This window comes from Leucobacter faecis (assembly GCF_054456695.2).
In genome coordinates this window covers 1-24,943 of sequence record NZ_JBTJER020000012.1, presented here as the reverse complement: position 1 = coordinate 24,943, position 24,943 = coordinate 1, and the positions used below count along the sequence as shown (strand labels likewise).

Sequence of the window (24,943 nt, the reverse complement as noted above, 5' to 3'; positions counted from 1 at the left end):
CTGTTTCTCAGTCGGGGTGGCGCGTCGGAATCACTGTCGTCACCGCCGGGATCTCTGCCGTGAGCGTGGGGATGACCCCCGTGTCCCCCTCGCGCGGCAGCATGCCAGCCGAGAGCCCCGTGAACGGGCCAAGGTTGGGTCCCTGATCAGTGAGGGGGACGGTGGAATGCCGCCCCGGCGTCACGCGCACCGATTCGCCGCGCACCGTGACTGTCACCTCCGCGTCCCCCTCAAGAATCTCGAACGACATTTGTTCGCGTGCCAGTGTGACCCCTAGCCTGGCCCCCCGCCACGCGAGCGAAAACGTCAGCGAGTTCCAGTGCCTGGGCAGCCGCGGGTCAAAACTCAGTTTCCGTCCCGCGTCACGCATGCCCGCAAACCCCTGCACGAGCATCATCCACACGCCACCGGCAGACGCGACGTGCACACCATCGGCCGAGTTGTGGTGCAGGTCGTCAAGGTCGACCCGCAGCGCGTGGTCGAAGTAGCGATAGGCGAGGTCGGGGTATCCCACCTCGGCCGCGATAATTGACTGCACAACCCCCGAAAGCGTCGAATCACCCGTGGTGAGGGCGTCGTAGTATTCAAAGTCGCGCTGCTTCTCGGCCCTGCCAAACTCGTCACTCGCGAGCAGCAGCGCAAGCACCACGTCTGCCTGTTTGAGTACTTGAAAGCGGTAAATGACGAGCGGGTGAAAGTGCAATAGCAGCGGTTTTTGGTCTGCCGGCGTCGCTGCCAGGTCCCACACTTCCCGCTCGAGAAAGTGCGCGTCTTGCGGGTGAATGCCGAGCTCTTTCGAGTATGGAATCGCCATCGCCTCGGCAGCTTCCTCCCACGCCACCGCCTCGTCTGGCTCGATCGCGAGCCGCGCGACGAGCGCAGCGTATGCTTCGGGACGCTCAGTGGCGAGCCTGCGCACGACTTCGGCTGCGAAACGCAGGTTAAACCGCGCCATGGTGTTGGTGAATAGGTTGTCATTCACGACGGTGGTGTACTCGTCGGGCCCGGTAACCCCGTGAATGTGAAACGCTTCTTCACCGCCCGGGTCGGTGCGCCAGAACCCGAGCGAATACCACAGCCGCGCCGTTTCAATCGCGATATCGCAGGCACCCGTGACGAGGTACTCCAGGTCGCCGGTCGCCGAAACGTAGCGCGCGAGCGCGAAGGTCACGTCGGCGTTGATGTGATATTGCGCCGTGCCTGCCGCGTAGTAGGCGCTCGCCTCTTCACCGCCGATCGTGCGCCACGGAAACAGCGCGCCCCGCTCGTTCAGCTTCGCCGCGCGCAGCCTCGCCTGCGGCAGCATTTTCTCGCGCGACCGCAGCGCGTTGCGGGCCCACAGCGGTGTCGTATACGTGAGAAACGGCAGCACATAGATTTCTGAGTCCCAGAAGTAGTGCCCGCTGTATCCCGATCCGCTAAGCCCCTTGGCGGCGATACCGCGGCCGTCTGCGCGGGCCGCCGACTGCGCCAGTTGAAACAGATTCCACCTAATGGCCTGTTGCACTCCTGGCTCGGCGTCGACGCGCACATCACTGCGGCGCCAAAACGCGTCAAGAAACTCGCGCTGCGTGTCCCAGCGCTTCTCTGGGGTTTCAGCCCGCGCCTGCGCGAGCGTGTGCGCGCATCGGTCAACAAGCTCAGACAGGGCCGCCGTCGATGACGAGTGATACGCCACCGTCTTCACAAGCTTGACCGTCACCCCCGCGCGGGCCACGCCCTGAAACACGTGACGTACCCGGTCAGGAGCGCGCTCAACGCTGCGACGCCACTCGCCGGCCTCCTCGGGCACACCCGCATCAAACTCGTGTTCCACGCCTACGCCGAGCCCCATGCCTGAGCCGGTCACCCGGTAACTCACGATGCTGCAGTCGCCCTCGTGTAACCCCGGGCCCGCGTTCAAAATGCGCTCAGACAGCTGCTCAGTCTTGCGCGGGTCAGCGATTCCGTCTTCAGTCTCGGGCTGCTCGGTGCGCACGCGCCCCAGATCCTGTCTGTTCAATAGCAGGCTCGAGACCGTGAGGTCGGCGTCTGCGTCAAGCACGGTCACTCGCATCTCGGTCGTCACGAGGTGCCGCGACGCAAACGACACCATGCGCCGCGTCTCGACGCGCACCCGTTTGCCCGTGGGCGTGAGCCACAAGAGCGACCTGGTCAGGGTGCCGGCCTGCAGGTCAAGGATGCGGGTGACGTCCAAAATGTCGGCTGAGCGCAGGTTCAGCCGTTCATCATCGACATAGATGCGCATCGTCTTCGCGTCGGGCACGTTCACGATCGTCTGGCCCTGCTCGGCAAACCCGTAGGCATTTTCGGCGTGCTGAATGCGCCAGGTCTCATGAAACCCGTTAATAAAGGTGCCGTGGCTGCCCAGCGGCAGCCCCTCCTCGTGATTGCCTCGCAGGCCCAGGTACCCATTGCCGAGCGAGAGCAGGGTCTCATCTTGCCCAGCAAGATCCGGATCAATGCCCTGCAGCACGAGCCGCCACGGATCGTCACCGAAATCGCGCCGCAGCTCATTGATAGGACCACTGAGCGGCTCTGCGTTCATTTGATCAGCTCCTCAAGATCTGCCACTACGAGGTGGGCGCCCGCCTGTTCGAGGGCGGCGCGGCCCGCGCCGCGATCGACGCCAACGACAAACCCAAAGCCGCCTTCGCGTGCCGCCGTCACCCCCGATTCTGCGTCTTCGTACACGACCGTGCGGGCGGGCAGCATGCCTAAGAGCTCGGCGCCGCGCACAAACGTGTCGGGCGCGGGTTTTCCCGGCAGTCCCTCGAGTGCCGCCCGCTCACCGTCGACGATGGCGTCGAAGCGCTCGTGCACTCCCGCTGCCCTGAGCACCTGTTCGGCGTTTCGCGAGCTCGACACGATACCGAGCGGCTTGCCCTGCCTGGCAAGCTGATGCATGAGCAGCAGCGAACCTGGGTATGCCTCAATACCATCGCGCTCGAGCACCTCACCGAAACGCGCGTTCTTGAGGTTGCCCACCCCCGTGACGCTCGTAAGGCCCACGTCGCCTGTCTCACCGTCTGGCAAGCTAATACCGCGCGCAGCGAGCAGCGTCGCCACCCCCGCAAAGCGGGGTAATCCGTCAAGGTAGGCAAAGTATTCTTCGTCGCGGTAGGGCGCGAGCCCTAAGACGTCAAACAGCTCATTAAACGTTTCGCGCCAGGCGCGCCGGTGCAGCACAACCGTGGGCGTGATCACCCCGTCAAGGTCGAAGAGGTGAGCGTCAAAACCGTCAATCACGAAAGGGTCCTTTCATGGGCTATTTTTGTGAGCCCGCGAGCATGGCATTTACGAAGTAGCGTTGAAAAGCGAAGAACACGATGAGCGGCACCACCATCGACAAAAACGCCCCCGCCGAGAGCACATCGATGTTGGCACCGAACTGGCGCAGCTGAGACTGAATCGCCACGGTGAGCGGCTGCGACTCGGAGTTCGTGAAGATCAGGGCGACGAGCATGTCGTTCCAGGTCCACAGAAACTGGAAAATCGCGAGCGAGGCGATCGCGGGTAGCGCGAGCGGCAGCATGATGCGCCCAAAGATGATCCACTCGGGGGCGCCGTCAATGCGCGCCGCTTCGAGTAGTTCGTCGGGCACCTGCGTGAAGAAGTTGCGCAGCAAGAAGATCGCAAACGGCAACCCAAACGCGGTGTGAAACAGCACGACGCCCAGCACGCTGCCAAAGATTCCGAGCGTGCCAAACAGTCGCGCGAGCGGAATCAGAGCGACCTGCACGGGCACCGCGAGCAGCACGATCACCGCGATGAACAGCCATTCGCGGCCGGGAAAATGCAGCCACGCGAACGCGTACGCTGCGAGCGAGCCGATGAGCACCACGAGCAGGGTGGCGGGCACCGCGATCACGATCGTGTTCCAAAACGAGCCCGTGATCGTGGGATTATGCAACAGGTTGGCGTAGTTCTGCAGCGTGAGCTCGGCGGGCTTAGTGAGCACCGTCCACCAGCCGCTCGCGGCGTTGTCTGCGCCGCTGCGAAACGAGGTCAATAGCAGCCCCAGCGTAGGCACGAGCCAAAACACGGCAAGGACCACCATCACCAGGTTGACCACGCCGCGGCTGAGGCGCCCAGCAATACGAGCAGCGACGCTCTGCTTGACAGGGTCTCGCTTCACGGGGTTTCGCTTCACGGGAGGGTCTGACACCGCGCGATGAGTCATCGTGATCGCTCCTCTTTAAACCGGCGCACATTAATGATCATGGAGGGCAGCACGAGAATGAGCAGCAGAATCGCGAGCGCGGAGCCGAGCCCCTGGTTTGCGCCGCCGCCAAACGAGACCGTCCACATCTCAACCGCGATCACGTTGGCCGCGGGCTTTGACGCTCCCGGCGGAATCACGTACACGAGGTCGAAGATCTTGAGCACATTGATGATCAGCGTGACGAGCACCACGACCAGCACGGGCGACAAGAGCGGTGCGGTGATGCGCGAGAAGACCTGCCACTCGTTCGCCCCGTCGGTGCGGGCCGCCTCTTGCAGCGACCTATCGATCGCCGACAGCCCAGACGCGATCATCACCATCGCAAACCCCGCCCAGATCCACACGTACGACAGGATCACGACGACGTTGATGAACGTCGAGCTGAGCCACGACACTCCCTGCGGCCCAGCGCCAAAGTTTGCGGCGGGCAGCGCGACCCGGTAACTCTCCCCCGGCTCGAGCCCGTCGATAACGTATTCCCCGCCCGCCCCGGTCGTGGCGTAGCCCCGAATCGAACCGTCTGCCGCGACGGCGTCGACGCGCACCCCGGGCAGCCCCTTCTTGCCCGCTTCGAGCGCGCCATCGGTGCCCCCGCCGCCGCGCACCACGTCAAGAAACACGGTGCCCGTGACCTGCGTATCGCTGGGCTTGGCCGAGGGTCGTGCGTCGGTGGCCTGATCCGGCACTTCGCTTTGCCTGATGCCGGTGAGCGGAAAGTTCAGTTGACCGCCCGCCGCCACCGGATCGGACGCAAAGATAATGCCGCCGTCGGCGTCGAGCCCCTGGCCCTGGCGCGCTTTGGCGCCGGGAAAGCTCGATTGCTCGCTGAACGCGCTTTGCACGCCCACGATGGCTGCGTTCACGACGCCGAGCTTGGGGCTCTCTTGAAACATGCCGCGAAAGATGACGCCGGCCGCGAGCATCGAGATCGCCATCGGCATGAAGACGATGAGCCGAAACGCGGTCTTCCAGCCGAGCTTCTCGACGAGCACTGCGAGCAGCAGCCCGATGATCGTGACCGTCACCGGCACGATCAACACCCACATCAGGTTGTTACGAATGGCGGTGAACGTCGAGTCGTTCGTGAACATGGTTACATAGTTGTTCCACCCCGCGAAGCTGGCGCCGCTCTTGTCATAGAAGGAACGGATCACGGTGTAGATGATCGGGTAGGCCACGAACGCCCCGAGAAACACGAGCGCAGGCCCGAGAAACGAGGCGATCAGCAGCCACCGCCCCCACCGGCCGTGGCCGCGCACACTGCGCGCGCGGCCACGCACCGAGATGGGAACGGTCTGGGTGCGGCTCATGGCGGGCCTAGTAGGCGGCCTTGGCTGCAGCTTCGAGGCGCTCGGCGGTGCCGTCGACGTCTGCCGGATCCTGGTAGAACTTGATCATTTCTTGCCAGAAGCCCTGGCCTGGGGTGCCACCGAACGCGCTCGGAGTCAGGTCAGACATGTCAAACCTGAAGTCCTTGGCGCCGGTGAGCGCCTCGGCGATCTGCTTCGCCGTGGCATCGGGATACAGCGACGTGTCGACGGCGTTGTTTGGCGAGGTAAGGCCGCCAAGCGGCACCCACACCTCGGCAGACGCGGGCGACGCGAGAAACTCCATCAGCGCCGTGGTCGCCTTGCCGTCGTCGAACTGCACGGCGACGTCACCGCCGCCCACGACGGCCGGTTCAGAGCCGTCGACGGCCGGGAAATCGTAGAACAGTGCGTTCTTGCCCACGACCGAGTTGCCGTCTGCCGTAATGTTGCCGGCGACGAAGTCACCCTCGAACACGGTGCCGGCCTTGGGGTCTGCGCCAAACACTTCAGTCACGCTCGTCGGAAAGTCACGCTGATCGCCGCCCGGCTGCACGAGGTCGGTGCCCCACAGGCTGGCAAGCACCTTCAACGCGTCCTTCACCGAGTCATCGGTCCAGGGGATCTCGTGGTTGGTGAGCTGGTCGTACTTCTCGGTACCCGCCGAGCGCAGGTAGACGTTCTCGAACCAGTCAGTGAGTGGCCAGCCGACGTCGGCGCCCACCGAGACGCCGTAGTAACCCGCGTCGGTGATGAGCTGCAGCTGGTCGAGAAAGCCGTCCCAGTCCTTGGGCGCTTCGGCACCGGCCTCATCGTAGATGTCTGCGTTGTACCACACGGTCGACTTGTTGGCCGCCTTGAACCACACGCCGACAAGCTTGCTGTCGACCGTGCCCAGGTCGATCCACGACTGCGAGTAGTTCTTCTTGACTGCGTCTGCGACACTGTCGCCCACCGGTACGATGCTGCCCTCTTTGGCGAGCGATTGCATGAGGGCGGGCTGTCCCACGATCGCCACGTTGGGTGGCGAGCCGCCCTCGAGTTGGCCGCTGATGTAGGTGGGGCCGTTGTCGCCGAAGCTCGTGTAGTTGACCTTCGCGCCCGTCTCGTGCTCGAACTCCTTGAGCACCGCCTTGAAGTTCTTCTCTTCATCGCCCGACCAGGCGGCAGCCACCTCGAGCGTTTCGCCCGACAGCGAGTCACCGCCCGCGGGAGTGTCGCTGCCGCCGGCATCACCGCCGCCCGATGAACAGCCGGTGATGAGGAGTGCCGCCGCGGCGACACCGGCCACTGCCTGTAACGCTCGTCGCCCTCGATGGGGGCGGCGCGCTTGATGCGAAGTAACGCCTTGAAAACTCATTGTGCTCTCCCGTCATCTGATCTGCTGATCCGGGGCCAAGGCTGGAGCTTCGCCCCTTCAAAGCGACGCCGCTTGGTTACGTGCTCCCCTCGCGTGGCGAGCAGCGTTGCCTCTGTCTGCGAGGCTACGCCCCAACGACGTAGCCTCGCAACCCTTGTAGAAGGCGCTCAGATGAGATAACGGGTGAGACGGGTTACGGCGTTACTTCGGTGCCGATGCCGTGCTCGGTGAAGATCTCGAGCAGCACCGAGTGTGGCTCGCGACCGTCAATGATGGCCGCTTTCGAAACGCCCCCGCGCACCGCGTCGAGGCAGGCGCGCATCTTGGGGATCATGCCTGACTCAAGGCTCGGCAGCATATTCTCAAGCTCTGCCGTGGTGAGCGATGACACGAGCGAGTCACGGTCGGGCCAGTTGGCGTAGAGCCCCGCCACGTCGGTGAGAATCACGAGCTTCTCGGCCCCCAGCGCGGCTGCGAGCGCCCCCGCCGCCGCGTCGGCGTTCACGTTGAGGGAGTCGCCAGGGCGGTCGCGGTCGGGGGCGATCGACGAGACGACGGGAATCAGCCCCGCGTCGAGCAAAGCGAGCACGGGTTCGACGCGCACGTCAACCACGTCACCCACGAGCCCCAGATCGACCATTTCGCCGTCGACCTCGATGGGGTCGCGGCGGCGGCCGATAAAGAGGCCGGCGTCTTCGCCCGTCGTGCCCGCGGCGAGCGGGCCATGGGCGTTGATCTCGTCGATCAGCTCGGGGTTCACTTTGCCCGTAAGGACCATGCGCACCACGTCCATCGCCTCGGGGGTCGTGACGCGGTAGCCGCCCTTAAACTCGCTCTCGATGCCGAGCCTGGCGAGCATCGCGTTGATCTGCGGGCCGCCGCCGTGCACAATGACGGGGCGAATACCCGTGTGCCGTAGGTACACCACGTCTTCGGCGAAGGCCTTCAAAAGCGTCTCGTCGACCATGGCGTTGCCGCCAAATTTGATGACCATGATGCGGTCACGAAACTTCTTGAGCCACGGCAGCGACTCGATGAGCACCCGCGCCTTAGCTTTTGCCTCGGCGTGGTCGAGGGTATGCGTCGTCGTCGTCATGTTTAGCTCGAGTACGCGCTGTTCTCGTGCACGTAGTCGTGCGTGAGGTCGTTCGTGCGAATCGTCGCGGTCGCCTCGCCCGCGAAGAGGTTAATCTCGACGTGTGTGCGGCGCGGCTTCAGGTCGCAATCGGTCACGGGCCGGTCGGGAGCACCCGCGTGGCACAGGCGCACCCCGTTGAACGACACGTCTACCTGGTACGGGTCGAAGGCAGCATCGGTGGTGCCGATCGCGGCGAGCACGCGACCCCAGTTGGGATCGTTGCCGAAGATCGCGGCCTTGAACAGGTTGTTGCGCGCCACCGAGCGGCCCACCTCGACGGCGTCGGCGACCGACGCGGCCCCCAGTACCTGGATATCGATGTCGTGGCTCGCGCCCTCGGCGTCGGCCTGCAGCTGTGCGGCGAGGCTGTCACACACCCCCGCAAGGGCGGCGGCAAATTCGGCCTCGTCGGGGGTCACACCCGACGCACCGCTGGCCAACAGTGTCACCTGGTCGTTCGTCGACATGCAGCCGTCTGAGTCGAGCCGGTCGAAGCTCGCCCCTGTCGCGCCACGCAGCGCCCGGTCAAGCGCTTCGTTACTCAGCACCGCATCGGTGGTGATGACAACAAGCATCGTGGCGAGCCCGGGGGCGAGCATGCCCGCGCCCTTCGCCATCGCGCCGATCGTCCAGCCTGCCCCCTCGTGCACGGCGGTCTTTTCGACCGAGTCGGTCGTGAGAATCGCGGCGGGGGCGGTCTGGTCGTCTGCCGCGAGCGCTGCCGCGAGCGCGGGCACGTTGTTTACGATCTTGTCGCGAAAGGTCTGATCGCCGGTGCCGATGAGGCCGGTCGAGCACACGAGCACGCTGCCTGCGTCGAGGCCGTCGATACCTTCGACGGCCGTCGCAACGGCTTCGGCGGTGAGACGGGTGGTCTCGTAGCCAAAGTCACCGGTGAAGCAGTTCGCGCCCCCCGAGTTGAGCACGATGGCGCGGGCCGCCCCGTCGCGCGCGACCTTGCGGCTCCACAGAATGGGGTTCGCCTGCGCTCGGTTCGTGGTGAAAACCACGGCGCTTGCGGGCGCGGGCCCGTCGTTGACGACGAGCGCCAGGTCTGGCTTACCCGTGCTCTTGAGTCCTACGGCGATGCCTGCCGAACGGAAGCCCTGCGGTGTGGTGACGGTCACGATGCTTCTTTCTTGAGTCTGCGTATGTCGATGCGGTCTGGGAGGTTGGGGGCGTTTACGGCGCGACGCCGTTGACGCTGAGCCCGGTCGTTTCGGGCAGGCCGAGCGCGATGTTCGCCGACTGAATCGCGGCGCCCGCGGTGCCCTTGGCGAGGTTATCGAGCGCGGCGACGACGACGACGCGACCCGCGGCTTCGTCGACCGCGAGCCCCATGAGGCAGGTGTTGGCGCCCAGGGTGTCGGCGGTGCGCGGAAAGATCCCCTCGGGCAGCACGTGTACGAACGGTTCGTCGGCGTATGCACTCTCCCATGCGGCGCGCACGTCGGCAGCGCTCGTGCCGGGCACGAGCTTCGCGGTCGAGGTCGCGAGAATGCCGCGGCTCATGGGCACGAGCACGGGAGTGAAGCTGATCGTCGGCTCGCTCTTGGCGCCCGCGCCGCGCAGCCCCTGCTTGATCTCGGGGATGTGGCGGTGCGTGCCGCCCACGGCGTAGGGGTTCGCGGTGCCCATGAGTTCGGCGCCCAGCAGGTGGGTCTTTGCGGCTTTGCCCGCGCCCGACGGGCCGACGGCGAGCACGCTCACAATATCTTCGGGCTCGATCACGCCGGCCGCGATGCCCGGCGCGAGCGACAGTGCCACGGTCGAGGCGTTACAACCCGGCGCCGCAATGTGGGTGGCGTCCGCAAGCTGGTCGCGCTGTTTTGATCCGGATCGAAGGAGCTCAGGGACCCCGTACGTCCAGGCACCGTGGTGTTCGCCGCCGTAAAATTCGGCCCAGTCAGCGGCCGATTCGAGCCGGTGATCGGCGCCGCAGTCGACGGCGAGGCGCACGTTCGTTAGCTGCTCGGTGAGCGCGCCCGACGCGCCGTGGGGCAGCGCGAAGAACACGATGTCGTGGCCGTCGAGAACCTCGGGCGTGGTCGCCTGCAGCGTGAGGTGCGCGAGCGAGCGAAGGTGCGGCTGCGACTCGATGAGCGGGCGGCCCGCGCTCGAGTGCCCCGTCACCGTCGTGATCTCAAACTCGGGGTGCGTGGCGAGCAGTCGCAGCAGCTCGCCTCCCGCATAGCCCGAGGCTCCGGCAACTGCAACGCTGTAAGTCATCGACGCACCTTTCTGGCGGGCCCTGGGTCAGCCCGCGCACGCAACCCTTCTATTGTGGCACCTTCGCGCGGCTAGGCTTGAACTCACGACTTAGAGGTCGCGTCCATAGACGGTCGTCATTCTGCGCGCAGTCGCAGAATCTAGTACGTGGATCCTGCGACTCCTCCGTCGCGCAGGATGACGAATCCATCATATTGGCGCAAGCTCTTATTCACGTATTGTCACGTTTTTTGAAGGGACTAGAACTATGTATTTCATCACCGTTAAGTTTGCCGTGAAGCCCGAGAGCGCCGAGGCCTGGCCCGAGATTGTGCGCGAGTTCACCGAGGCGACGCGCGCCGAACCCGGCAATCTCTGGTTCGACTGGTCACGCAGCGTCGAAGACGCAAACGAGTACGTGCTCGTTGAGGCATTCACCGACGAGGGGGCGGGCCCGCACGTGCAGAGCGACCACTTCGCAAAGGGCCTCGAATCGATGCGCCCGCACCTCGTGTCAACGCCGCAGATCATTTCGCGCCAGATTGAAGGAACAGGTTGGGACGCGATGGGCGAGCTGCAGATCGGCTAACTGGACCTAGACCTACCGGTGCGTGAAGTTGGGCGTGCGCTTCTCTGCGAAGGCGCGCATGCCCTCCTTCTGGTCAACGGTTGCGAACGCGGCCGCGAACGCTTGGCGTTCGAACCGCAGCCCCTCACTCAAGGGCATTTCTTGTGCCGCCTGCAGCGCGTCCTTTGCGGCATACACCGCCGGCAGCGACTTTGACGCGATCGTTTCGGCGACCTTGGCCGCCTCTTCGAGCAGGTCGGCCGCGGGCACCACGCGTGACACAAGACCCGAGCGCTCGGCTTCTTCTGCCCCCATCATGCGCCCGGTGAGCACCATTTCGGCCGCCTTATACTTGCCGATCGCGCGCGGCAACCGCTGCGAGCCGCCGAAGCCGGGCAGCACTCCGAGATTAATCTCGGGCTGCCCGAACTTCGCCGTGTCAGCCGCCAAAATGATGTCGCACATCATCGCGAGTTCGCAGCCACCGCCCAGCGCAAACCCCGCCACCGCCGCGATCACGGGGGTGCGCAGCCGTTCAAACCCGCCCCAGGCCGGAAACGGCCCGCCGAGGTACATCTCTGAGTAGCCGAGCTCGGCCATCTCCTTGATATCGGCCCCCGCAGCGAAGGCGCGCTCTGATCCGGTGAGCACGATCGCGCCGATGCCGGAGTCAGCGTCGAACGCGAGCGCGGCCTCGATGAGTTCACGCACGAGCTCGCCGCTGAGCGCGTTGAGCGCTTCGGGGCGGCGCAGCGTGATGGTCGCTACGCGGCCCTTCGTCTCGGTCACAATGCACTGGTACTCGGTCATGGCGGGTCCTCTCTGACTGCTGGTTACGCTACTCCACGCTACCGTGCCAACGCTACGTGGCCGGTACGTGGCGCTCTTCAACGCCGTTGTATGCCGACAGCGGGCGAATCAGAGCGTTCGCGGCAGCCTGCTCCATAATGTGCGCTGTCCACCCTGTGACACGCGACGCGATGAACAGCGGCGTGAAGATCTCGGTGTCAAACCCGAGCAGGTGGTACGCCGGCCCCGACGGGTAGTCGAGGTTGGGGTAAATACCCTTGCGTGCGACGAACTCGCGCTCGAGCTTGTCGTAGAGCTCAGCTAGATCCGTACGGCCAGACTCTTCGAGCAGCACGTCGAGTGCCGCCTTCATGGTCGGCACACGCGAGTCGCCGTGTTTGTAGACACGATGACCGAATCCCATGATCTTGCGCTTGTGGGCAAGCGCATCGTCAAGCCAGGGCTCGACCCGGTCGGCCGAGCCGATCTCGGTCATAATGTGCATGACCGCCTCATTGGCGCCGCCGTGCAGCGGCCCCTTCAACGCCCCAATGCCTCCCACGACCGCCGAGTACAGGTCAGAAGTGGTCGACGCGATGACGCGCGCCGTGAACGTCGACGCGTTAAACGAGTGCTCGGCGTACAGCACCATCGACACGCGAAACACGTCGATGGCTGCCTGCGAGGGCAGTTCCCCAAACGTCATCCACAAGAAGTTGGCCGAGTAGTCGAGGTCGTCGCGCGGTTCAATCGGAGCGAGCCCGCGCCTGCGCCGCTGCACCGCCGCCACAATGGTGGGCAGCTGCGCGAACAGGTAGATTGCCCGGCCCAGGTCGAGCGTGGCGTCTGTCCACCCACCCGGCCGGTCGAGGGTCTCATCGAACGTGCCCAGCTGGCTGACAGCGGTACGCACGATATCCATCGGGTGCGCGGTGACCGGCATCGTATCGAGTAGCGCGTGCGTGCGTGCGTCGAGCGGGCGCAGTGCGCGCTCCTGCTGCTCGAACTCTTTGAGCTGAGCGGGCGTGGGCAGCTCGCCGTGCCACAGCAGGTAGGCGACAGCCTCAAACGACTGGCTCGCCGCCAGCTCTTGTACCGGGTATCCCCGATAGAGCAGGCTATTCGTCTCGGGGTTCACCTTCGAGATCGCGGTGTAGTCAACGACGACCCCGGCGAGTCCCTTTTTAATCTCAATTGTTGTCTCGGCCATGATTGCTCCTTTGCATTGGCGGCGACTAAGGCGAGCTTAGCGCTGTACCTCGAAGTTAAACACGCTGGTATCAAAGCTGTTGTACGACTCGTAATCGATCAGGTCGTACAGGTCGGCGCGGTGTTGCATCTCGCCGAGTTTGGCCCGCAGGTGGCCCTCAGCGTTCAACTCATCAAGCGCCCGACCGGTCGCCCCCATAGCGATGCGCAGCATCGACACGGGCCAAATCACGATGTTCACGCCCACGTCTGCGAGCTGCTGTGACGAGAACAGTTCACTCTTACCAAACTCGGTCATGTTCGCGAGGATTGGCACGTCGAGCGCGTTACGCATCGCCTCAAACTCTGCGAGCGTGCGCATTGCCTCGGGAAAGATCGAGTCGGCGCCGGCATCGACGAGCGCTTTCGCTCGGTCAATCGCGAGCTTAAGACCAGCCTCCCCCGGCGCGGTGGCGCGCATGTCGGTGCGCGCCATGATCAGAAAGTTGGGGTCGCGGCGAGCATCGACCGCCGCACGAATGCGCTTGAGCGCGGTCGCCTCGTCAACGACCGATTTGCCGTCCAGGTGACCGCAGCGCTTAGGGTTGATCTGGTCTTCAATGTGCGCGCCCGCAAGCCCGGCGTCTTCGAGCTCCTGAATAGTGCGGGCGACGTTCATCGGCTCACCGAAACCGGTGTCGGCGTCAATAATGGCGGGCAGATCGGTCATGCGGGCGATCTGCTTGCCGCGCCCCGCCACTTCACTGAGGGTCGTGAGTCCAATGTCGGGCAGCCCCAGGTCGGCAGACAGCACCGCCCCCGAGATGTAGACACCGTCGAATCCCTTTTGCGCGATGAGCCTGGCCGACAGCGGGTTAAATGCCCCCGGAAAGCGCAGCAGCTCGCCGCTGGCAAGCCGTTCTCGAAAGTTACGGCGCTTCGCCTCGGCTGTGGTTTGTGCGTAGAGCATTAGAAGAGCCCCTTCGGGCCAGCGGCCAGGTCGATTACGCCGGGCTTAGCGACGATGTTGAGCTCGCGCACCTCTGCCGCCGTAAGCTCGGGTAGGCGCTGCACGAGCTCCAGGAACCGCTCGATCTCGGCGGGCTCGAGCACGGGCTCTGCCAGCAGCCTGAACTTGGCAATGTAGTTCTCGCGCACAAACGGGCGGGCACCCAGCGGGTGCGCGTCTGCCACCGCAATCTCGTCGGTGATGACGCTGCCGTCGGTGAGGGTGATCTCAACGCGACCGCCAAATGCCTTCTCGGCCGGGTCTTCGGAGTGGTAGCGGCGCGTCCATTCCTTGTCCTCCGCCGTCGTAATCTTGTGCCACAGCTCGACCGTATCGGCGCGACCGGCACGTTCTGGCGTGTACGAGTCGACGTGGTGCCAGCCACCGTCTTGCAGCGCCACCGCGAAGATGTACGGGATCGAGTGATCGAGGGTTTCGCGCGTGGACTGCGGGTCGTACTTCTGCGGGTCGTTTGCGCCCGATCCGATCACGTTGTGCGTGTGGTGGCTCGTGTGAATAACGATGCTCTGCACATTAGCGGGGTCAACCAGCTCAGGGTGCGCGCCGTTCAGCTTGCGTGCCAGGTCGATCAGTGCTTGCGCCTGGTACTCGGCCGAGTGCTCCTTCGTATACGAGTCGAGGATCGCACGCTTAGACTCCCCCGCCGCGGGCAGCGGCACACTGTACGAGGCCTCAGGTCCGTCGAGCAGCCACGCGATCACACTGTCTTCGCCCTCGTAAATGGGGCTCGGCGAGGTTTGACCGCGCATTGCACGGTCAACAGCTTCAACCGCCATCTTGCCGGCGAACGCGGGGGCGTGCGCCTTCCACGTGGAGATCTCGCCCTTACGGCTCTGACGTGTGGTGGTGGTGGTGTGCAGCCCCTGGCTAACCGCCTGGTAAATCGTCTCGGCGTCAAGACCAAGCATCGTGCCGATGCCCGCCGCGGCCGACGGCCCAATATGCGCAATGTGATCAATCTTGTGCTTGTGCAGGCAGATCGAACGCACCAGGTCCATCTGGATTTCATACCCGGTCGCGATGCCGCGCATCAGGGCAAGGCCGTCGCTACCCGCGTGCTGCGCAACCGCCAGGATCGGCGGAATATTGTCGCCCGGGTGTGAGTACTCGGCTGCCAGGAAGGTGTCGTGGTAATCCAGTTCACGCACGGCCACACCGTTCGTCCACGCCGCCCACTCGGGGCTCGTGCGGCTCGCGTCCTGCGTTCCGTCGATGCCGAAGATGCTCGATCCGGATCCCCCGCGTGAAACTGGGTGCGAAAGAGCCTGGGCTCGCGAGGCGACGATCGGGCCGCGCGTGAGTGATGCCGCGGCTACCGAGGCGTTATCGATGATGCGGTTGATGATCATCTCGGCGACGTCTTCGTCGACGGCAACCGGGTCAGCAGCGACCTCGGCGATCTTCCAGGCGAGCTGGTCTTCCTTGGCCAGGTGCTCTTCACTCTTGTAGACGCGAACGTGGTGTGAAACAGTCATTGTGTTCCTTCCGGGGTGGGGTTATTGATGGACTGCAGAATCGCCTCGAGGGCGTTGTGCAGGTGGACATGGGTGGCGTGCGCTGCGAGCTCTTGATCGCCTGAGGCGATGGCTGAGGCGATGAGGGCGTGCTCGCGCACAGACGTGCGCAGCCGCGCGGTGTTATCGCGGGCGAGGCTGCGGGCGCGCACCAGGTGCGTGCGCACGGTACGCAGCGCCTGGGCCAGGTAAGCATTGCCAGCGGCCGCATCGAGCTCGGTGTCAAAGCGGGCGATGAGGGCATAATAAGCGTCGGTGTTGGCGCCGCCGCTCGCGGGCTGAGCTGTTTCGAAGTCTGCCGCGAGCTTCGCAAACACTTCTGGCTTGCCCTTGCGCGCCGCGGCGCGAGCGGCGGTCTCTTCGAGCGCCCGCCGGGCCTCAAACAGGTCACGAATATCGCTCGCGTCAAACCCTGCGACGACAAGCACACGGGCTGACTGCTGCTTGACGAGGCCGTCTGCCACGAGCCGCGAGATCGCCTCGCGCATGGGCGTGCGACTCACGCCCAGGCGTTCTGCCTGTTCAACCTCAGCGATCACCGCCCCTGGGGCGTGCAGGCCACCCTGGATTTCTTCCAGAAGTGTGGCATACGCTCGATCGCTGGCTCGCACTGGGGGCTCCCTTCAACACCCTCAGTGTATACATAGAGGCCACTTCGGTGCAATAGCGCGACTCAGTGGAGCGATTGTGTATACGCTTTATGGCCTTTGTTGCTTCATCACAGCTCAGCAATCACGAGCTTTTTCATCTCGAGCATGCGTTCAAACGCCCCCTCGTGCGACATGAGCTCGCCCATATTTGCTGGGATGATCTGCCAGCTGACGCCAAACTTGTCTGCAAGCCAGCCGCACTGTTCGGCCTCGGGTACGTCCGACAACCTGCCCCAAAGCCGATCGATCTCTGCCTGGTCTGCGCACTGCACCTCGAGTGAAACACCGCAGGTGAACGAAAACTCCTGTTCTACGCCCGAGTCCATGAGCGCGAACCACTGGTCGCCGATGCGCAGCTCGGCATACATGAGGGCGTCTGCCGTTGCCGGCCCTGTCGCGGCACCGTATGGGAATGTTGCGCCGGGCTCTGCATCTTCAAACACCGAAGAGTAGAACGCAAGGGCTTCGGCGGCGCGGTTCTGAGCTTCGCCGCCAAACATGAGCACGGGCACGACGTGAGGCCGTGCCTCTCCTGTCCCATCACCGAGCGCGAGTTGCCAGCTCACACCGTAGCGATCTTCTACCCAGCCGTAGCGTGGACTAAACGGGTATTCGTCGAGAGGCATAAGGACTTTGCCCTCCGCGCCCAGTGCGCTCCAGGTTGATTCGAGGCGATCCTCTGCCGGGCCCGCCCCGCCGAATAGAACTGGATCAAAGTTCAACATGAACGAGATCGATGGGTTCGGAGAAAATTCGTCGCCCGCGTTGATGAGAGAAAGGTGAAACTTCTCACCTGCGGGGTCGGGGATGTCGACACCAACGGTCAGCGCACACCCCGCGAAGTCTCGTTGAAAGTCGAGCAACCCGGTTTCGGGGTAGCGTGACTCGACCGCGTATGAGGCCCCCGCAAAGGCGGCGGCGTAGAACGCGCCAGCTTCTTCGGCGTGGCGTGTATTCCAAATGTTTGGGATGATCTTCTGCATGATTCCTCCACCACCCGTTCGGGATTGTGCGGAGGCGGCGTCTCCGCTCGCGGCCAAGACTACTCGCTTCACATCAACCGCGAAACGGTCATCTTGGCACTTGTCAAAGCGCGCTTTCAGGCGCAGAATCAATGACATTCATCGGTGCCTTTGTTCTTAAGCTTCAGGGAGATGACATGTCCATTCGTTTGAACCCCTACCTCAACTTTCACGGTGCAGCTCGGGCCGCGCTCGAGCACTATCACCGCGTGCTCGGTGGCAGGTTAGAGATCACACGCTACGACTCGATCCCAGAGATGATGGGCGACCCCAGCGAAGGGGAGAAAGTGATGCACGGCCAACTCGAAACGGATGACGGCCTCACGATCATGGCGGCCGACTACCCAGATTCGATGGCGGCATCTCCCGATGCCTCTATTGGCGGGCATTCCGTGTGTGTCTCAGGGGACCAGATGGGGCGTGTCCAGGCAATCTGGGACGGCCTTTCTGAAGGCGCACTGATTCGTGAACCGCTCTCGCAGGCACCGTGGGGCGACACGTTCGGTATGCTGCAGGACCGCTTCGGTGTCGCCTGGATGTTCAGCGTCTCACCGCCTCGCGAGTAACCTCACTGGTGGTTCATGTGAGTTTCGAGCCAGTCTTCAAATGTCTCCTCGTCAAGTTTCGCTGCCGCGTTGGGCAGAACTGAGCCGTCGCGCAGACCTTTGCCGAACCGGCCGAGCAGCGGGACCTCCAACACACGGCGAGGGTCACTGCGCACACCCAGCAGTTCACGCAAGAGCTGCGCGATCGAGCGTTCTTCGGGCCCCGCGATCTCGTGTACGCCGTGAGCTTCGACTGATTCCTGCTGTGCCGAGAGTTCAGCCAGTCGCACGAGTTCAGCAGCCACCGCAGACGCAGCGATGGGCTGCGACCTCACTTTGGGCGCGATGACCCACGGCCCGAACGGCCTGGCGACCTGCTCGGCAAACTCAAAAAATTGGGTGGCGCGCAGAATTGTCCACGGGGTCATGCTCACTGCGACGAGGTCTTCTTGCGCACGCTTGCCTGCGTAGTAGCCAGCATTGATATTCGCTGCGCCCACTATCGACAGCGCGATATGGTGACCGACGCCTGCGTCTTCTTCTGCGTTGAGCAGGTTGGTCGTGGCTCGTTCGAAGAATTCGATCGGGCCACCGCGTGCGCCAGCCGCTGGCCCTGAGGTGTCGATCACGGTGTCGACCGCGGCAAGGTTGAGACCCTCACCGCTCACCAGGTCAACCCCTCGAGACCGCGTCAAGATGACTGTGTCGTGCCCGCGCTCACGCGCGATCTGATCAACGTGGCGTCCTACAACGCCGGTCCCACCCGCAATGGCGATCCTCATGCTCTCAGCCTACGCCCACGAGCGGGCCAGCTGAAGGTGGCGAGGGAGACATTCAACACGCCTCGTTTAGATCGCCAGCCCGTTCGGGTTTATGCGAAACCGTTGGCTTCAGCGTAGACCCGCTGCTCGGCCGGTTTGAAGCGTCTGGATCGCGGGGCCCCAGCTCGCATCGCGTAGGTGATGGGGAGTGGTGTCGCGAGCTCGGTCTGGGTGAGCTTGAAGGTGGGTACTGCCGCCCGGGCCGCAGCTTCGCGTGGGGCTGGCGTGACTGGAGGGGCCGGGTCTTCGAGACTTATGGGCGGAGCTGTCCCCTCAGGCCCGGGTGGTGGATGGAGGATGAAGGGGCCGCGCCCGTTGGCGAATAGCCGTATCGAGTAGCGCTAGTCCACGTATCGCGTATGTAATCACTCGCTACTTTGTTTACACACGCACTCACCACATCGTTTACACCCGAACTCACGACATCCTTTGCAAGCGAGATCAGCACATCGTTGACAATCAAACTCATCACATCGCTGACACCGCGTGCCCGAAGAAAGCGGGTGGTTTCAGTCGGCCGAATCTTGCCCGTAATGCTGCTTGTCGTACTCGATTCGCTTCTGCACCCAGGCCGGTCGAGGTTCACGGATTCTAGCCCCGCGAACCTGCCAGAGTCGGACCAGGCGCCTGCTGGACGCCACGCGCACCGGCAGCGGGAAGTAGTAGATACTTTCCTCGCCGTCGAGCATGCTGAACATACTGAACTCCGTGGCCGTGGTGACCAACTGATGCTCTCCGACGAGATGGGTGGGCACCTTGAAGATCCGCCCCCGATAGTAGATCTGCGGGTGACTTCTCGTGATCTGCACAATGTCATCTGCCTGGTCACGCAACCGCCCAGTGTGGGACAGCAAACCTTCTTGGGTCCGCTGCTGAGCGGCCAAGATCTCGCCCCTGTGTCGAGCGGTGACGTGGCTGCTCTCTGAGCCAGTTTGCCGTCCTTGTACGCTGCCGCCCGAGCCTGTAGCTCGGCGATGACAGTGCCGGCGTGCACAAGCCCTACTACTCCGTGGACGTGAACGACGTCACAGATGCGCAGTACGACGAGCAGAAGTACGAGCACGACAGCGACGGACGTCTCACCGCTCCCGCACAGAAGCAGGCGGCGCGTGACCTTGACGCGCAGCTGTCAGCCAAGCAGCGCGAGCTGAGGGCGTACGCCGACAAGCATGCCCGCTTCGACCGCAACTCAGTGAGCGAGACGGAACTCGATGCTCTCGACGCGCAGTACAACCAGTTGCACGACGACATCACCGAGCTGCGCTCCGAGCGCCACAGGGTCGCCACCAATCGCGGCATTGTCCGTGAGGGCACCACTGAATGGCTCGCCATGCAAAACATCGACTGAGCGTAATCCCCGGCGAGCGGGCACATCCACCGTGCCGCCCGAGCAGAGCTTGAGCAGCAGCGGCGCCAGCCCCACTTCTGCGGGTGCTAATCCCCGCATGCAGCTGGGCTGGCGGCCAATACTGGCCCCATCTACATGGACACGACCGCGTCATTGCGAGCCGGGTTCACCTGCTGCGGCGAGGTGCCCACCCCGGCGACCGAGATCGTGAAGATCCGGTCATGAAACCCAGCTAACCAGGACAGCAGAGGATAGACGCTCGTGCCACAGATGCTCCTCACCGCCGCGGGATGGGCGCGGCAGCATGCCGTGTTCAGCCTCACTGCCGTGCTCGCCGCAATCTCTATGGCGCTTGTCCCGCCGAGCCGGGCATACCTCGACTACTTCGACGTTCGCGCCCTTGCCCTCCTGGGCAGCACACTCGCGGTGATGTCCGCATTGCAGAGTGGGGGCTTCTTTCAGGCGCTTGCCGAGCGCGTCGCGGCTCGGTTCCGATCACTCCGAGCGATGGTGGCGGCTCTCGTTTTTGCCACCGCGGGCGCCTCGGCGCTGTTCACGAATGACGTTGCCCTCCTCGCCTTTCTGCCCCTCGCCTATCTCGCCCTCGACGCGGCCGGAGCGAACAGGATGGTGGCTTATACGTTCGTACTCATGACCGCTGGCGCGAATCTTGGCGGCATGATCACGCCGTTTGGGAGCCCTCAGAACCTCTTTCTGTTCTCACATTTCAGCATCCCTGGCCCCGAATTTCTGGCCATCATGCTCGGCCCATTCGTGTGCTCCATGGTGATGATCGCGCTGCTGTGCCTGCTCGTGCCGGCTCACCCCGTCCCGCGCGCAAGTCGCCCTCCGCTGCGTGTGACAAAGTGGGCAGTGGAGTATCTACTGCTGTTTGGGCTGACTGCCGCGGTGGTGCTCCGAGCGCTTCCTCTCTGGGCAGTCTTGGCAGTGCCACTGGTGCTGCTGCTTCGAAACCGGCGAGCCCGGGCGAGGCTCGACTGGCCCTTGCTCGGGACATTCGTCGCGTTCTTCGTGTTGGCGGGAACCCTTGCCCGCACCCCGGCTGCCGTCACCCTGGTGGAGACGCTGCTCTCGCATGGTGTTCTGCTGTGGAGTGCGCTCCTCAGTCAGGTGATTTCGAACGTCCCCGCTGCCCTGTTGTTGGCTCCGTTCACTGACCAGTACGCCGGGCTGCTGATCGGTGTGAATATCGGAGGCGTCGGCACACTAGTGGGATCCCTCGCCAGCCTGATCGCATTGAGCCAATTCTGCGCGGTGCAACCCGAGGGCACCGGTCACTTTCTACGGGTGTTCGGGAAAGTCAACGTGGGGCTGCTCACAGTGCTACTCGGCGGTGCGCTGCTCTTTTCGGAGTAGGCCGCGTAGAGCAGATACCGACCTGTTGGTCCGGCTTGGGGCGGTGATGGCGCGTGGCAAACATGGCCGCTCGTAGTCATCCCCTTGAGCACCCAGTGCGGGTCTGCTGACAAAAAGGTTGATTGTGTCTAGGATTCTTCGTAGAAACGTGATGTAAACCAGGACTTTTCTCGACCGAAGGGTTTTTGAGTATGAAAATCAGATTTACAACGACGTTAATCATTGGTCTTGTTGTGTCGACAATCTTGACGCCAGGTATCGCAAACGCAGAAAGTCAAGGGACTGATCAGTTTGTAATCGATCTCCGACAAGTCATAGAGAGTAACTATTCAGCTGAGGCGCGTGACTCCCGCCTCATCTATAGCCTTGAGGAGGAACAAGGTTCAGGTGCAGAGAGGTACCAGTTAATTGAGAACCGCTCAGGTGACGCAGGCCTGGTGGCAAGGCAATACATACCAAAAGCTGACGAGACTGTTGGTGATCCTTCGCTCCAAGGCGACGTGAACCCAGGGTTCACAGATGAGCAGCCGTTGCCCGTGGAGGAATTCGGTGGGTCAACCATTCTCGACGAGAACCCAGAGGGCTGGGAACCGTCGTTTTCCTATGGAGTGACGAGTTCCACCGCTACCTTTCTGTGGGATCGAGCAATTGGCAACTTCTCACTCTCGACGGATGCGGGGGTTAACATCACGAGCTCAGATCAACAAATAGTTCTGGAGAACCTGAAACCAGGCCAGCGGCATACTGTAACTCTGCGCGGCGAAACACCCAATAGCGCAGGGGAAATTGTTGCGACGGAGCGCATCGTGAACTTTTCTACTTTGCCTGTCGCAGAGCTGGACAAACTCGAGCCTCTTGACGATTCTCTTATCACTCCTCTGGTCTACCAGTCGGTGTCAACGCAGTTGACTTATCGAACTTTCATCCCGGGCGCATCGGCTCCCGGCGCCATGTGCAACTGGGGGGACTCGACATGGTCGTTCGATGGAGATAACAGGAGTTGGTCTCTTCCGAACACTGGCGAACCCTTCAACGCACCTAGCTCTAGGTCAATTATGATGGTCGCAAGTAACTGGATGCAGCCAGTCGGACAACGACTCTATAAGTACAAGAATGTTGGCGCAAGCGTAAGCAGAAAGAACAATGTCGTGCAATCGACGACATATGCTTCGATGAACAACATGCTGTTTCAGAACGCGGGTGAATCCTCCGCTCTCACACAAGTACGTCTTAATCACGCTGCTGCCAACCCACACTGTGCACTCTTCGATGTGAACTATGGAGGCACGATTCAGTACAATGTGATGACTCGGCTGTACCGTAGTGGCACAGTGGAAGTGGATGGATATCGACGCCCGGTCCCCAACCATGAGATTTATGCTGGACTTGACAGCGCACCAGTGGGAAGCGTCGTGCAGAAGAAGTATTACGCGATGTACAAGGGCACGAACTCTGGATTCCATTGCCTCATCGGAGGAATCTGTGCTGACCAACTGATCAATAAGTCCGTTTCCAATTAGAAGAACAGAATCGCTCTTGCGCCTCAAAGCCATCGAATCCACTAGAGCTAAGTTGGTTCTGATTTGGGGTGCTTGCGCAGTGGGCCCGGCGTTCCTCGTGAACGTCGGGCTCGGTCTATCCTTTGTGATTGAAGGAAGCCTTGCCGGGGGTACGAACTTTGGTTTCGGGTATCTTTGGTTAATAATCACTATCTGCTGGGTTTCTTTGGCGGTCTACATAGGCCACCTGGCCGAGGATCTTTGGGCCTCGGTGTTGTTTACGCTTGGAATTGGATTTCTTCCGACGGCGGCAACACTGCTTTTTACCATCACGACAGAAAGTGCGATGGTAATACTCCTTCTTCCTATTTCGTTTGGAGTTTTCTGTTTCACCGCTGCAAGTAGCTGGATGGTGGCGCTGTCGCACAAGAAGCTAAAAGTTGCTGCTTCATTAGGCCATGTTCTGCTTGGTGTCGCTGGAGTTGCGACAATAGCGTCGGCGCTGCTGGCTAAGTGAAGCAGAACTGTTCGGGGTGCCTGAAAACTTCAATAGCATCCCGAACGAATGTCTTGAGCGAGGAACAGTGACCCTTGTTATGGGGCTTCTCCACGGGTTCAACTTCAGCTAACGAAACAGCGACGAGGACACTCGGGCATTCAATGATGCGGTGTAGTCCGCGAATTCGCACGAACGCTAGTCTCCACTGCAGCATTACATCAAAATTCTGAAGCCTCCTTTGGGGCTTCAATCCTGTAGTGAAGAACCGCCAGTCTATTGAAAACAGTTTTGGATTACCAATTTAATGGTCCACATGTGGCAGATAACTCAGATAAGACGGGATTATGTCACCTATGGGCCAGAGTTCTATCGCAAGCTCTCTGGTCAATAGGTCGCCATCAGTAAACCACTCGCGAGGAAGCATCTCGCTAACATCAATATCTTGTTGTATGGCACGTTCTGCCACTGAGTACCATGCTTCAGTCCATGTTTTTAGTTTCTCGGCAAGACCATCACTTAGCTCTAAGTCTTGAGGTGATCGCGGCCCGTTGGTTGCCTCCCAAAGAGGCCACTCGTTTCCCCAGGCAGCAGTTAAACGAATTTCACGCAGCTCACGAGCCCGTTCAAGGGTGGCACGAGTTAATGCCTGTTCGAGTGTGCAGAACGGTGGAACTGATATATAGTCGCCGGAATTTGGATCGATCATTCGTGGCCACCGGTTCTCATCAGGAAATCTATACGTCTTGTTGAAGTGAATGTAGCTCACCCCTGTCTACGAGAAAAGGACTGAATTATTCAGGTTCGTACAGAATTCAATCTACCTAATGGCGGATCTATGGTCCTGCACCTCGGCCCAGACGTAGGCCAGACCCCATCCGGCTTCAACCTGAATGCGCACGGTCTTGGGGTTGGCTCGCTGCACGAGTGACCAGGTGCCGCGGATCTTCACGGCGTCGCCTTTCTTGACGGTCTCTCGGCTGTAGTTGGTGGCCTGGCCGGTGGCGATCGGGTCGGCGCGGATCTGCTGCCAGTAGGCGAGCTGGTCGCGCAGCTCGTCGAACTGGGGCGCGTAGTGCTCGGCGAATGTCGGCGGTGATTTTCTCGATGCGGTTCGCGACGGTCATGGGCTTGTAGCGGGCGCTCGTGGTGGCGGTCGCGACGCGGGCGCGCCGTGCGGCTTCCTCGGCGTCAGCATCTGCGGCGATCGCCTGCCCCATGCGGCGGTGTGCCTTCTCGATCGGGTTGCGATGGTGCTGCTCGGAGTGGTGGCCGATCTTGATGGGCTCGCCGCCCTCGGGGAGCGGGTTCCCGGCCGCGTCTGCGCGGTTCCATGCCTGCTGCGCGTCTGCGCTCTTACGCAGCGCCTTCGCTTCGAGCGCGTCGGCGCGGTTGGCTTGGCGTATGGCCTTGCTTGCTTCGACTTCTCCGGTACTGCGGGTGGTGCGGTCAACTTCGAGGGCCAGCGCGTAGCCTGCGGTTTCGAGCGCTGAGGCGGTGCGGGTGATGACGTAGTCCTTGGGCAGGCGGTCACGGCTGTGTGGCATGTACCAGGCGGAGATGCTGCGGCCCCAGCGCCACCCATTCGCTTTGAGGAGCTGCGCGGTGCCGTCGCCGCGCTCGGTGCCCTCGACGATGGTTCCGGCTTCGTGCGTGTGGGTGATGGTCAGCATGTCAATGTCCCCATTGTCTCCATTGTCTCCATTGTCTCCATTGAGTATTCGAAGGCTTTAGCACCGGCGATATTGCGAGTGAGCACCAAGCAATATTGCGATTGAGCACCGCGGAATCGCGCTGGTGAGCACCAGCAATAAGTGCTGCTGCTCACCAGCGGGCGGGGTTAGCCGCGGGCGGTACG

The 24,943-nt window shown here is 62.5% G+C and carries 24 protein-coding genes; 6 read left to right on the top strand and 18 right to left on the bottom strand.

The window, feature by feature from the left end:
* Window positions 1–7: 7 nt before the first annotated feature.
* The 8 genes from ACXR2W_RS12010 to argC form a co-directional block, all read right to left on the bottom strand.
* Window positions 8–2,548, bottom strand: a complete 2,541-nt coding sequence (locus tag ACXR2W_RS12010; protein ID WP_458814893.1) for a glycoside hydrolase family 65 protein — start codon at window positions 2,546–2,548, stop codon at window positions 8–10.
* Window positions 2,545–3,249: an HAD family hydrolase gene (locus ACXR2W_RS12005; protein ID WP_458814895.1), complete on the bottom strand. Its 705-nt coding sequence runs from the start codon at window positions 3,247–3,249 to the stop codon at window positions 2,545–2,547. Before ACXR2W_RS12005 ends, ACXR2W_RS12010 begins: the two co-directional genes overlap by 4 nt.
* 19 nt (window positions 3,250–3,268) lie before the next feature.
* On the bottom strand, window positions 3,269–4,183 hold the full coding sequence (locus ACXR2W_RS12000) for a carbohydrate ABC transporter permease (protein ID WP_458814897.1): 915 nt from the start codon (window positions 4,181–4,183) through the stop codon (window positions 3,269–3,271).
* Window positions 4,180–5,535: an ABC transporter permease gene (locus tag ACXR2W_RS11995; RefSeq protein WP_458814899.1), complete on the bottom strand. Its 1,356-nt coding sequence runs from the start codon at window positions 5,533–5,535 to the stop codon at window positions 4,180–4,182. Before ACXR2W_RS11995 ends, ACXR2W_RS12000 begins: the two co-directional genes overlap by 4 nt.
* Before the next feature lie 7 nt (window positions 5,536–5,542).
* A complete protein-coding gene (locus tag ACXR2W_RS11990) occupies window positions 5,543–6,823 on the bottom strand; it encodes an ABC transporter substrate-binding protein (RefSeq protein WP_458814901.1) in 1,281 nt (426 codons plus the stop codon).
* 262 nt (window positions 6,824–7,085) lie between these two features.
* The gene (gene argB, locus ACXR2W_RS11985) at window positions 7,086–7,988 is read right to left on the bottom strand and encodes an acetylglutamate kinase (RefSeq protein ID WP_458814903.1); all 903 of its coding nucleotides are present in this window, start codon (window positions 7,986–7,988) and stop codon (window positions 7,086–7,088) included.
* A gap of 2 nt (window positions 7,989–7,990) precedes the next feature.
* Window positions 7,991–9,157, bottom strand: a complete 1,167-nt coding sequence (gene argJ / locus ACXR2W_RS11980) for a bifunctional glutamate N-acetyltransferase/amino-acid acetyltransferase ArgJ (protein WP_458814905.1) — start codon at window positions 9,155–9,157, stop codon at window positions 7,991–7,993.
* Window positions 9,158–9,212: 55 nt separating this feature from the next.
* Window positions 9,213–10,259: an N-acetyl-gamma-glutamyl-phosphate reductase gene (argC, locus tag ACXR2W_RS11975; RefSeq protein WP_458814907.1), complete on the bottom strand. Its 1,047-nt coding sequence runs from the start codon at window positions 10,257–10,259 to the stop codon at window positions 9,213–9,215.
* 247 nt (window positions 10,260–10,506) lie between these two features.
* Here argC and ACXR2W_RS11970 point away from each other — a divergent pair, with 247 nt between their 5' ends.
* The gene (locus tag ACXR2W_RS11970) at window positions 10,507–10,827 is read left to right on the top strand and encodes a putative quinol monooxygenase (protein WP_458814909.1); all 321 of its coding nucleotides are present in this window, start codon (window positions 10,507–10,509) and stop codon (window positions 10,825–10,827) included.
* A gap of 12 nt (window positions 10,828–10,839) precedes the next feature.
* Here ACXR2W_RS11970 and ACXR2W_RS11965 read toward each other — a convergent pair whose 3' ends face one another.
* The 6 genes from ACXR2W_RS11965 to ACXR2W_RS11940 form a co-directional block, all read right to left on the bottom strand.
* Window positions 10,840–11,616 carry an enoyl-CoA hydratase gene (locus ACXR2W_RS11965; RefSeq protein WP_458814911.1) on the bottom strand — a complete coding sequence of 259 codons (777 nt, stop codon included), beginning with the start codon at window positions 11,614–11,616 and terminating at the stop codon, window positions 10,840–10,842.
* Window positions 11,617–11,668: 52 nt separating this feature from the next.
* On the bottom strand, window positions 11,669–12,805 hold the full coding sequence (locus ACXR2W_RS11960; protein WP_458814913.1) for a bifunctional 2-methylcitrate synthase/citrate synthase: 1,137 nt from the start codon (window positions 12,803–12,805) through the stop codon (window positions 11,669–11,671).
* A gap of 36 nt (window positions 12,806–12,841) precedes the next feature.
* Window positions 12,842–13,753 carry a methylisocitrate lyase gene (gene prpB / locus ACXR2W_RS11955; RefSeq protein ID WP_458814915.1) on the bottom strand — a complete coding sequence of 304 codons (912 nt, stop codon included), beginning with the start codon at window positions 13,751–13,753 and terminating at the stop codon, window positions 12,842–12,844.
* Window positions 13,753–15,288 carry an MmgE/PrpD family protein gene (locus ACXR2W_RS11950; protein ID WP_458814917.1) on the bottom strand — a complete coding sequence of 512 codons (1,536 nt, stop codon included), beginning with the start codon at window positions 15,286–15,288 and terminating at the stop codon, window positions 13,753–13,755. The genes prpB and ACXR2W_RS11950 overlap by 1 nt, the downstream gene beginning before the upstream one ends.
* Window positions 15,285–15,938, bottom strand: a complete 654-nt coding sequence (locus tag ACXR2W_RS11945; RefSeq protein WP_458814919.1) for a GntR family transcriptional regulator — start codon at window positions 15,936–15,938, stop codon at window positions 15,285–15,287. Before ACXR2W_RS11945 ends, ACXR2W_RS11950 begins: the two co-directional genes overlap by 4 nt.
* A gap of 107 nt (window positions 15,939–16,045) precedes the next feature.
* A complete protein-coding gene (locus tag ACXR2W_RS11940; RefSeq protein ID WP_458814921.1) occupies window positions 16,046–16,960 on the bottom strand; it encodes a VOC family protein in 915 nt (304 codons plus the stop codon).
* Window positions 16,961–17,136: 176 nt separating this feature from the next.
* Here ACXR2W_RS11940 and ACXR2W_RS11935 point away from each other — a divergent pair, with 176 nt between their 5' ends.
* Window positions 17,137–17,565, top strand: coding sequence for a VOC family protein (locus ACXR2W_RS11935; RefSeq protein ID WP_458814923.1), 429 nt, complete (start codon window positions 17,137–17,139; stop codon window positions 17,563–17,565).
* A 2-nt stretch (window positions 17,566–17,567) separates the two neighbouring features.
* Here the strand turns inward: ACXR2W_RS11935 and ACXR2W_RS11930 are convergent, their stop codons facing one another.
* Complete coding sequence (locus tag ACXR2W_RS11930) at window positions 17,568–18,326, bottom strand: SDR family oxidoreductase (RefSeq protein WP_458814925.1); 759 nt, start codon at window positions 18,324–18,326, stop codon at window positions 17,568–17,570.
* Between the two features lie 548 nt (window positions 18,327–18,874).
* Complete coding sequence (locus ACXR2W_RS11925) at window positions 18,875–19,249, bottom strand: hypothetical protein (RefSeq protein WP_489948854.1); 375 nt, start codon at window positions 19,247–19,249, stop codon at window positions 18,875–18,877.
* Between the two features lie 104 nt (window positions 19,250–19,353).
* On the opposite strand from ACXR2W_RS11925, the gene ACXR2W_RS11920 reads away from it, so the two are divergent.
* The 4 genes from ACXR2W_RS11920 (at window position 19,354) to ACXR2W_RS11905 (ending at window position 23,106) form a co-directional block, all read left to right on the top strand.
* Window positions 19,354–19,713, top strand: a complete 360-nt coding sequence (locus ACXR2W_RS11920) for a hypothetical protein (protein WP_458814927.1) — start codon at window positions 19,354–19,356, stop codon at window positions 19,711–19,713.
* Between the two features lie 270 nt (window positions 19,714–19,983).
* The gene (locus ACXR2W_RS11915; protein ID WP_458814954.1) at window positions 19,984–21,090 is read left to right on the top strand and encodes an SLC13 family permease; all 1,107 of its coding nucleotides are present in this window, start codon (window positions 19,984–19,986) and stop codon (window positions 21,088–21,090) included.
* Window positions 21,091–21,281: 191 nt separating this feature from the next.
* On the top strand, window positions 21,282–22,610 hold the full coding sequence (locus ACXR2W_RS11910; protein ID WP_458814929.1) for a hypothetical protein: 1,329 nt from the start codon (window positions 21,282–21,284) through the stop codon (window positions 22,608–22,610).
* Between the two features lie 97 nt (window positions 22,611–22,707).
* Window positions 22,708–23,106: a hypothetical protein gene (locus tag ACXR2W_RS11905; RefSeq protein ID WP_458814931.1), complete on the top strand. Its 399-nt coding sequence runs from the start codon at window positions 22,708–22,710 to the stop codon at window positions 23,104–23,106.
* Window positions 23,107–23,389: 283 nt separating this feature from the next.
* Here the strand turns inward: ACXR2W_RS11905 and ACXR2W_RS11900 are convergent, their stop codons facing one another.
* Together ACXR2W_RS11900 and ACXR2W_RS11895 are read right to left on the bottom strand one after the other, a co-directional pair.
* The gene (locus tag ACXR2W_RS11900; RefSeq protein WP_489948853.1) at window positions 23,390–23,854 is read right to left on the bottom strand and encodes an immunity protein CdiI family protein; all 465 of its coding nucleotides are present in this window, start codon (window positions 23,852–23,854) and stop codon (window positions 23,390–23,392) included.
* 115 nt (window positions 23,855–23,969) lie between these two features.
* On the bottom strand, window positions 23,970–24,758 hold the full coding sequence (locus ACXR2W_RS11895; RefSeq protein WP_458814935.1) for a DUF3560 domain-containing protein: 789 nt from the start codon (window positions 24,756–24,758) through the stop codon (window positions 23,970–23,972).
* Window positions 24,759–24,943: the final 185 nt, after the last annotated feature.

What these genes read in the sequence shown, in the direction of transcription:
- ACXR2W_RS12010 (WP_458814893.1), bottom strand. Translation starts at nt 2,548, where the DNA reads ATGAACGCAGAGCCGCTCAGTGGTCCTATCAATGAGCTGCGGCGCGAT.
- ACXR2W_RS12000 (WP_458814897.1), bottom strand. Translation starts at nt 4,183, where the DNA reads ATGACTCATCGCGCGGTGTCAGACCCTCCCGTGAAGCGAAACCCCGTG.
- ACXR2W_RS11995 (WP_458814899.1), bottom strand. Translation starts at nt 5,535, where the DNA reads ATGAGCCGCACCCAGACCGTTCCCATCTCGGTGCGTGGCCGCGCGCGC.
- argB (WP_458814903.1), bottom strand. Translation starts at nt 7,988, where the DNA reads ATGACGACGACGACGCATACCCTCGACCACGCCGAGGCAAAAGCTAAG.
- argC (WP_458814907.1), bottom strand. Translation starts at nt 10,259, where the DNA reads ATGACTTACAGCGTTGCAGTTGCCGGAGCCTCGGGCTATGCGGGAGGC.
- ACXR2W_RS11970 (WP_458814909.1), top strand. Translation starts at nt 10,507, where the DNA reads ATGTATTTCATCACCGTTAAGTTTGCCGTGAAGCCCGAGAGCGCCGAG.
- ACXR2W_RS11965 (WP_458814911.1), bottom strand. Translation starts at nt 11,616, where the DNA reads ATGACCGAGTACCAGTGCATTGTGACCGAGACGAAGGGCCGCGTAGCG.
- ACXR2W_RS11960 (WP_458814913.1), bottom strand. Translation starts at nt 12,805, where the DNA reads ATGGCCGAGACAACAATTGAGATTAAAAAGGGACTCGCCGGGGTCGTC.
- prpB (WP_458814915.1), bottom strand. Translation starts at nt 13,753, where the DNA reads ATGCTCTACGCACAAACCACAGCCGAGGCGAAGCGCCGTAACTTTCGA.
- ACXR2W_RS11950 (WP_458814917.1), bottom strand. Translation starts at nt 15,288, where the DNA reads ATGACTGTTTCACACCACGTTCGCGTCTACAAGAGTGAAGAGCACCTG.
- ACXR2W_RS11940 (WP_458814921.1), bottom strand. Translation starts at nt 16,960, where the DNA reads ATGCAGAAGATCATCCCAAACATTTGGAATACACGCCACGCCGAAGAA.
- ACXR2W_RS11935 (WP_458814923.1), top strand. Translation starts at nt 17,137, where the DNA reads ATGTCCATTCGTTTGAACCCCTACCTCAACTTTCACGGTGCAGCTCGG.
- ACXR2W_RS11930 (WP_458814925.1), bottom strand. Translation starts at nt 18,326, where the DNA reads ATGAGGATCGCCATTGCGGGTGGGACCGGCGTTGTAGGACGCCACGTT.
- ACXR2W_RS11915 (WP_458814954.1), top strand. Translation starts at nt 19,984, where the DNA reads ATGCTCCTCACCGCCGCGGGATGGGCGCGGCAGCATGCCGTGTTCAGC.
- ACXR2W_RS11910 (WP_458814929.1), top strand. Translation starts at nt 21,282, where the DNA reads ATGAAAATCAGATTTACAACGACGTTAATCATTGGTCTTGTTGTGTCG.
- ACXR2W_RS11895 (WP_458814935.1), bottom strand. Translation starts at nt 24,758, where the DNA reads ATGCTGACCATCACCCACACGCACGAAGCCGGAACCATCGTCGAGGGC.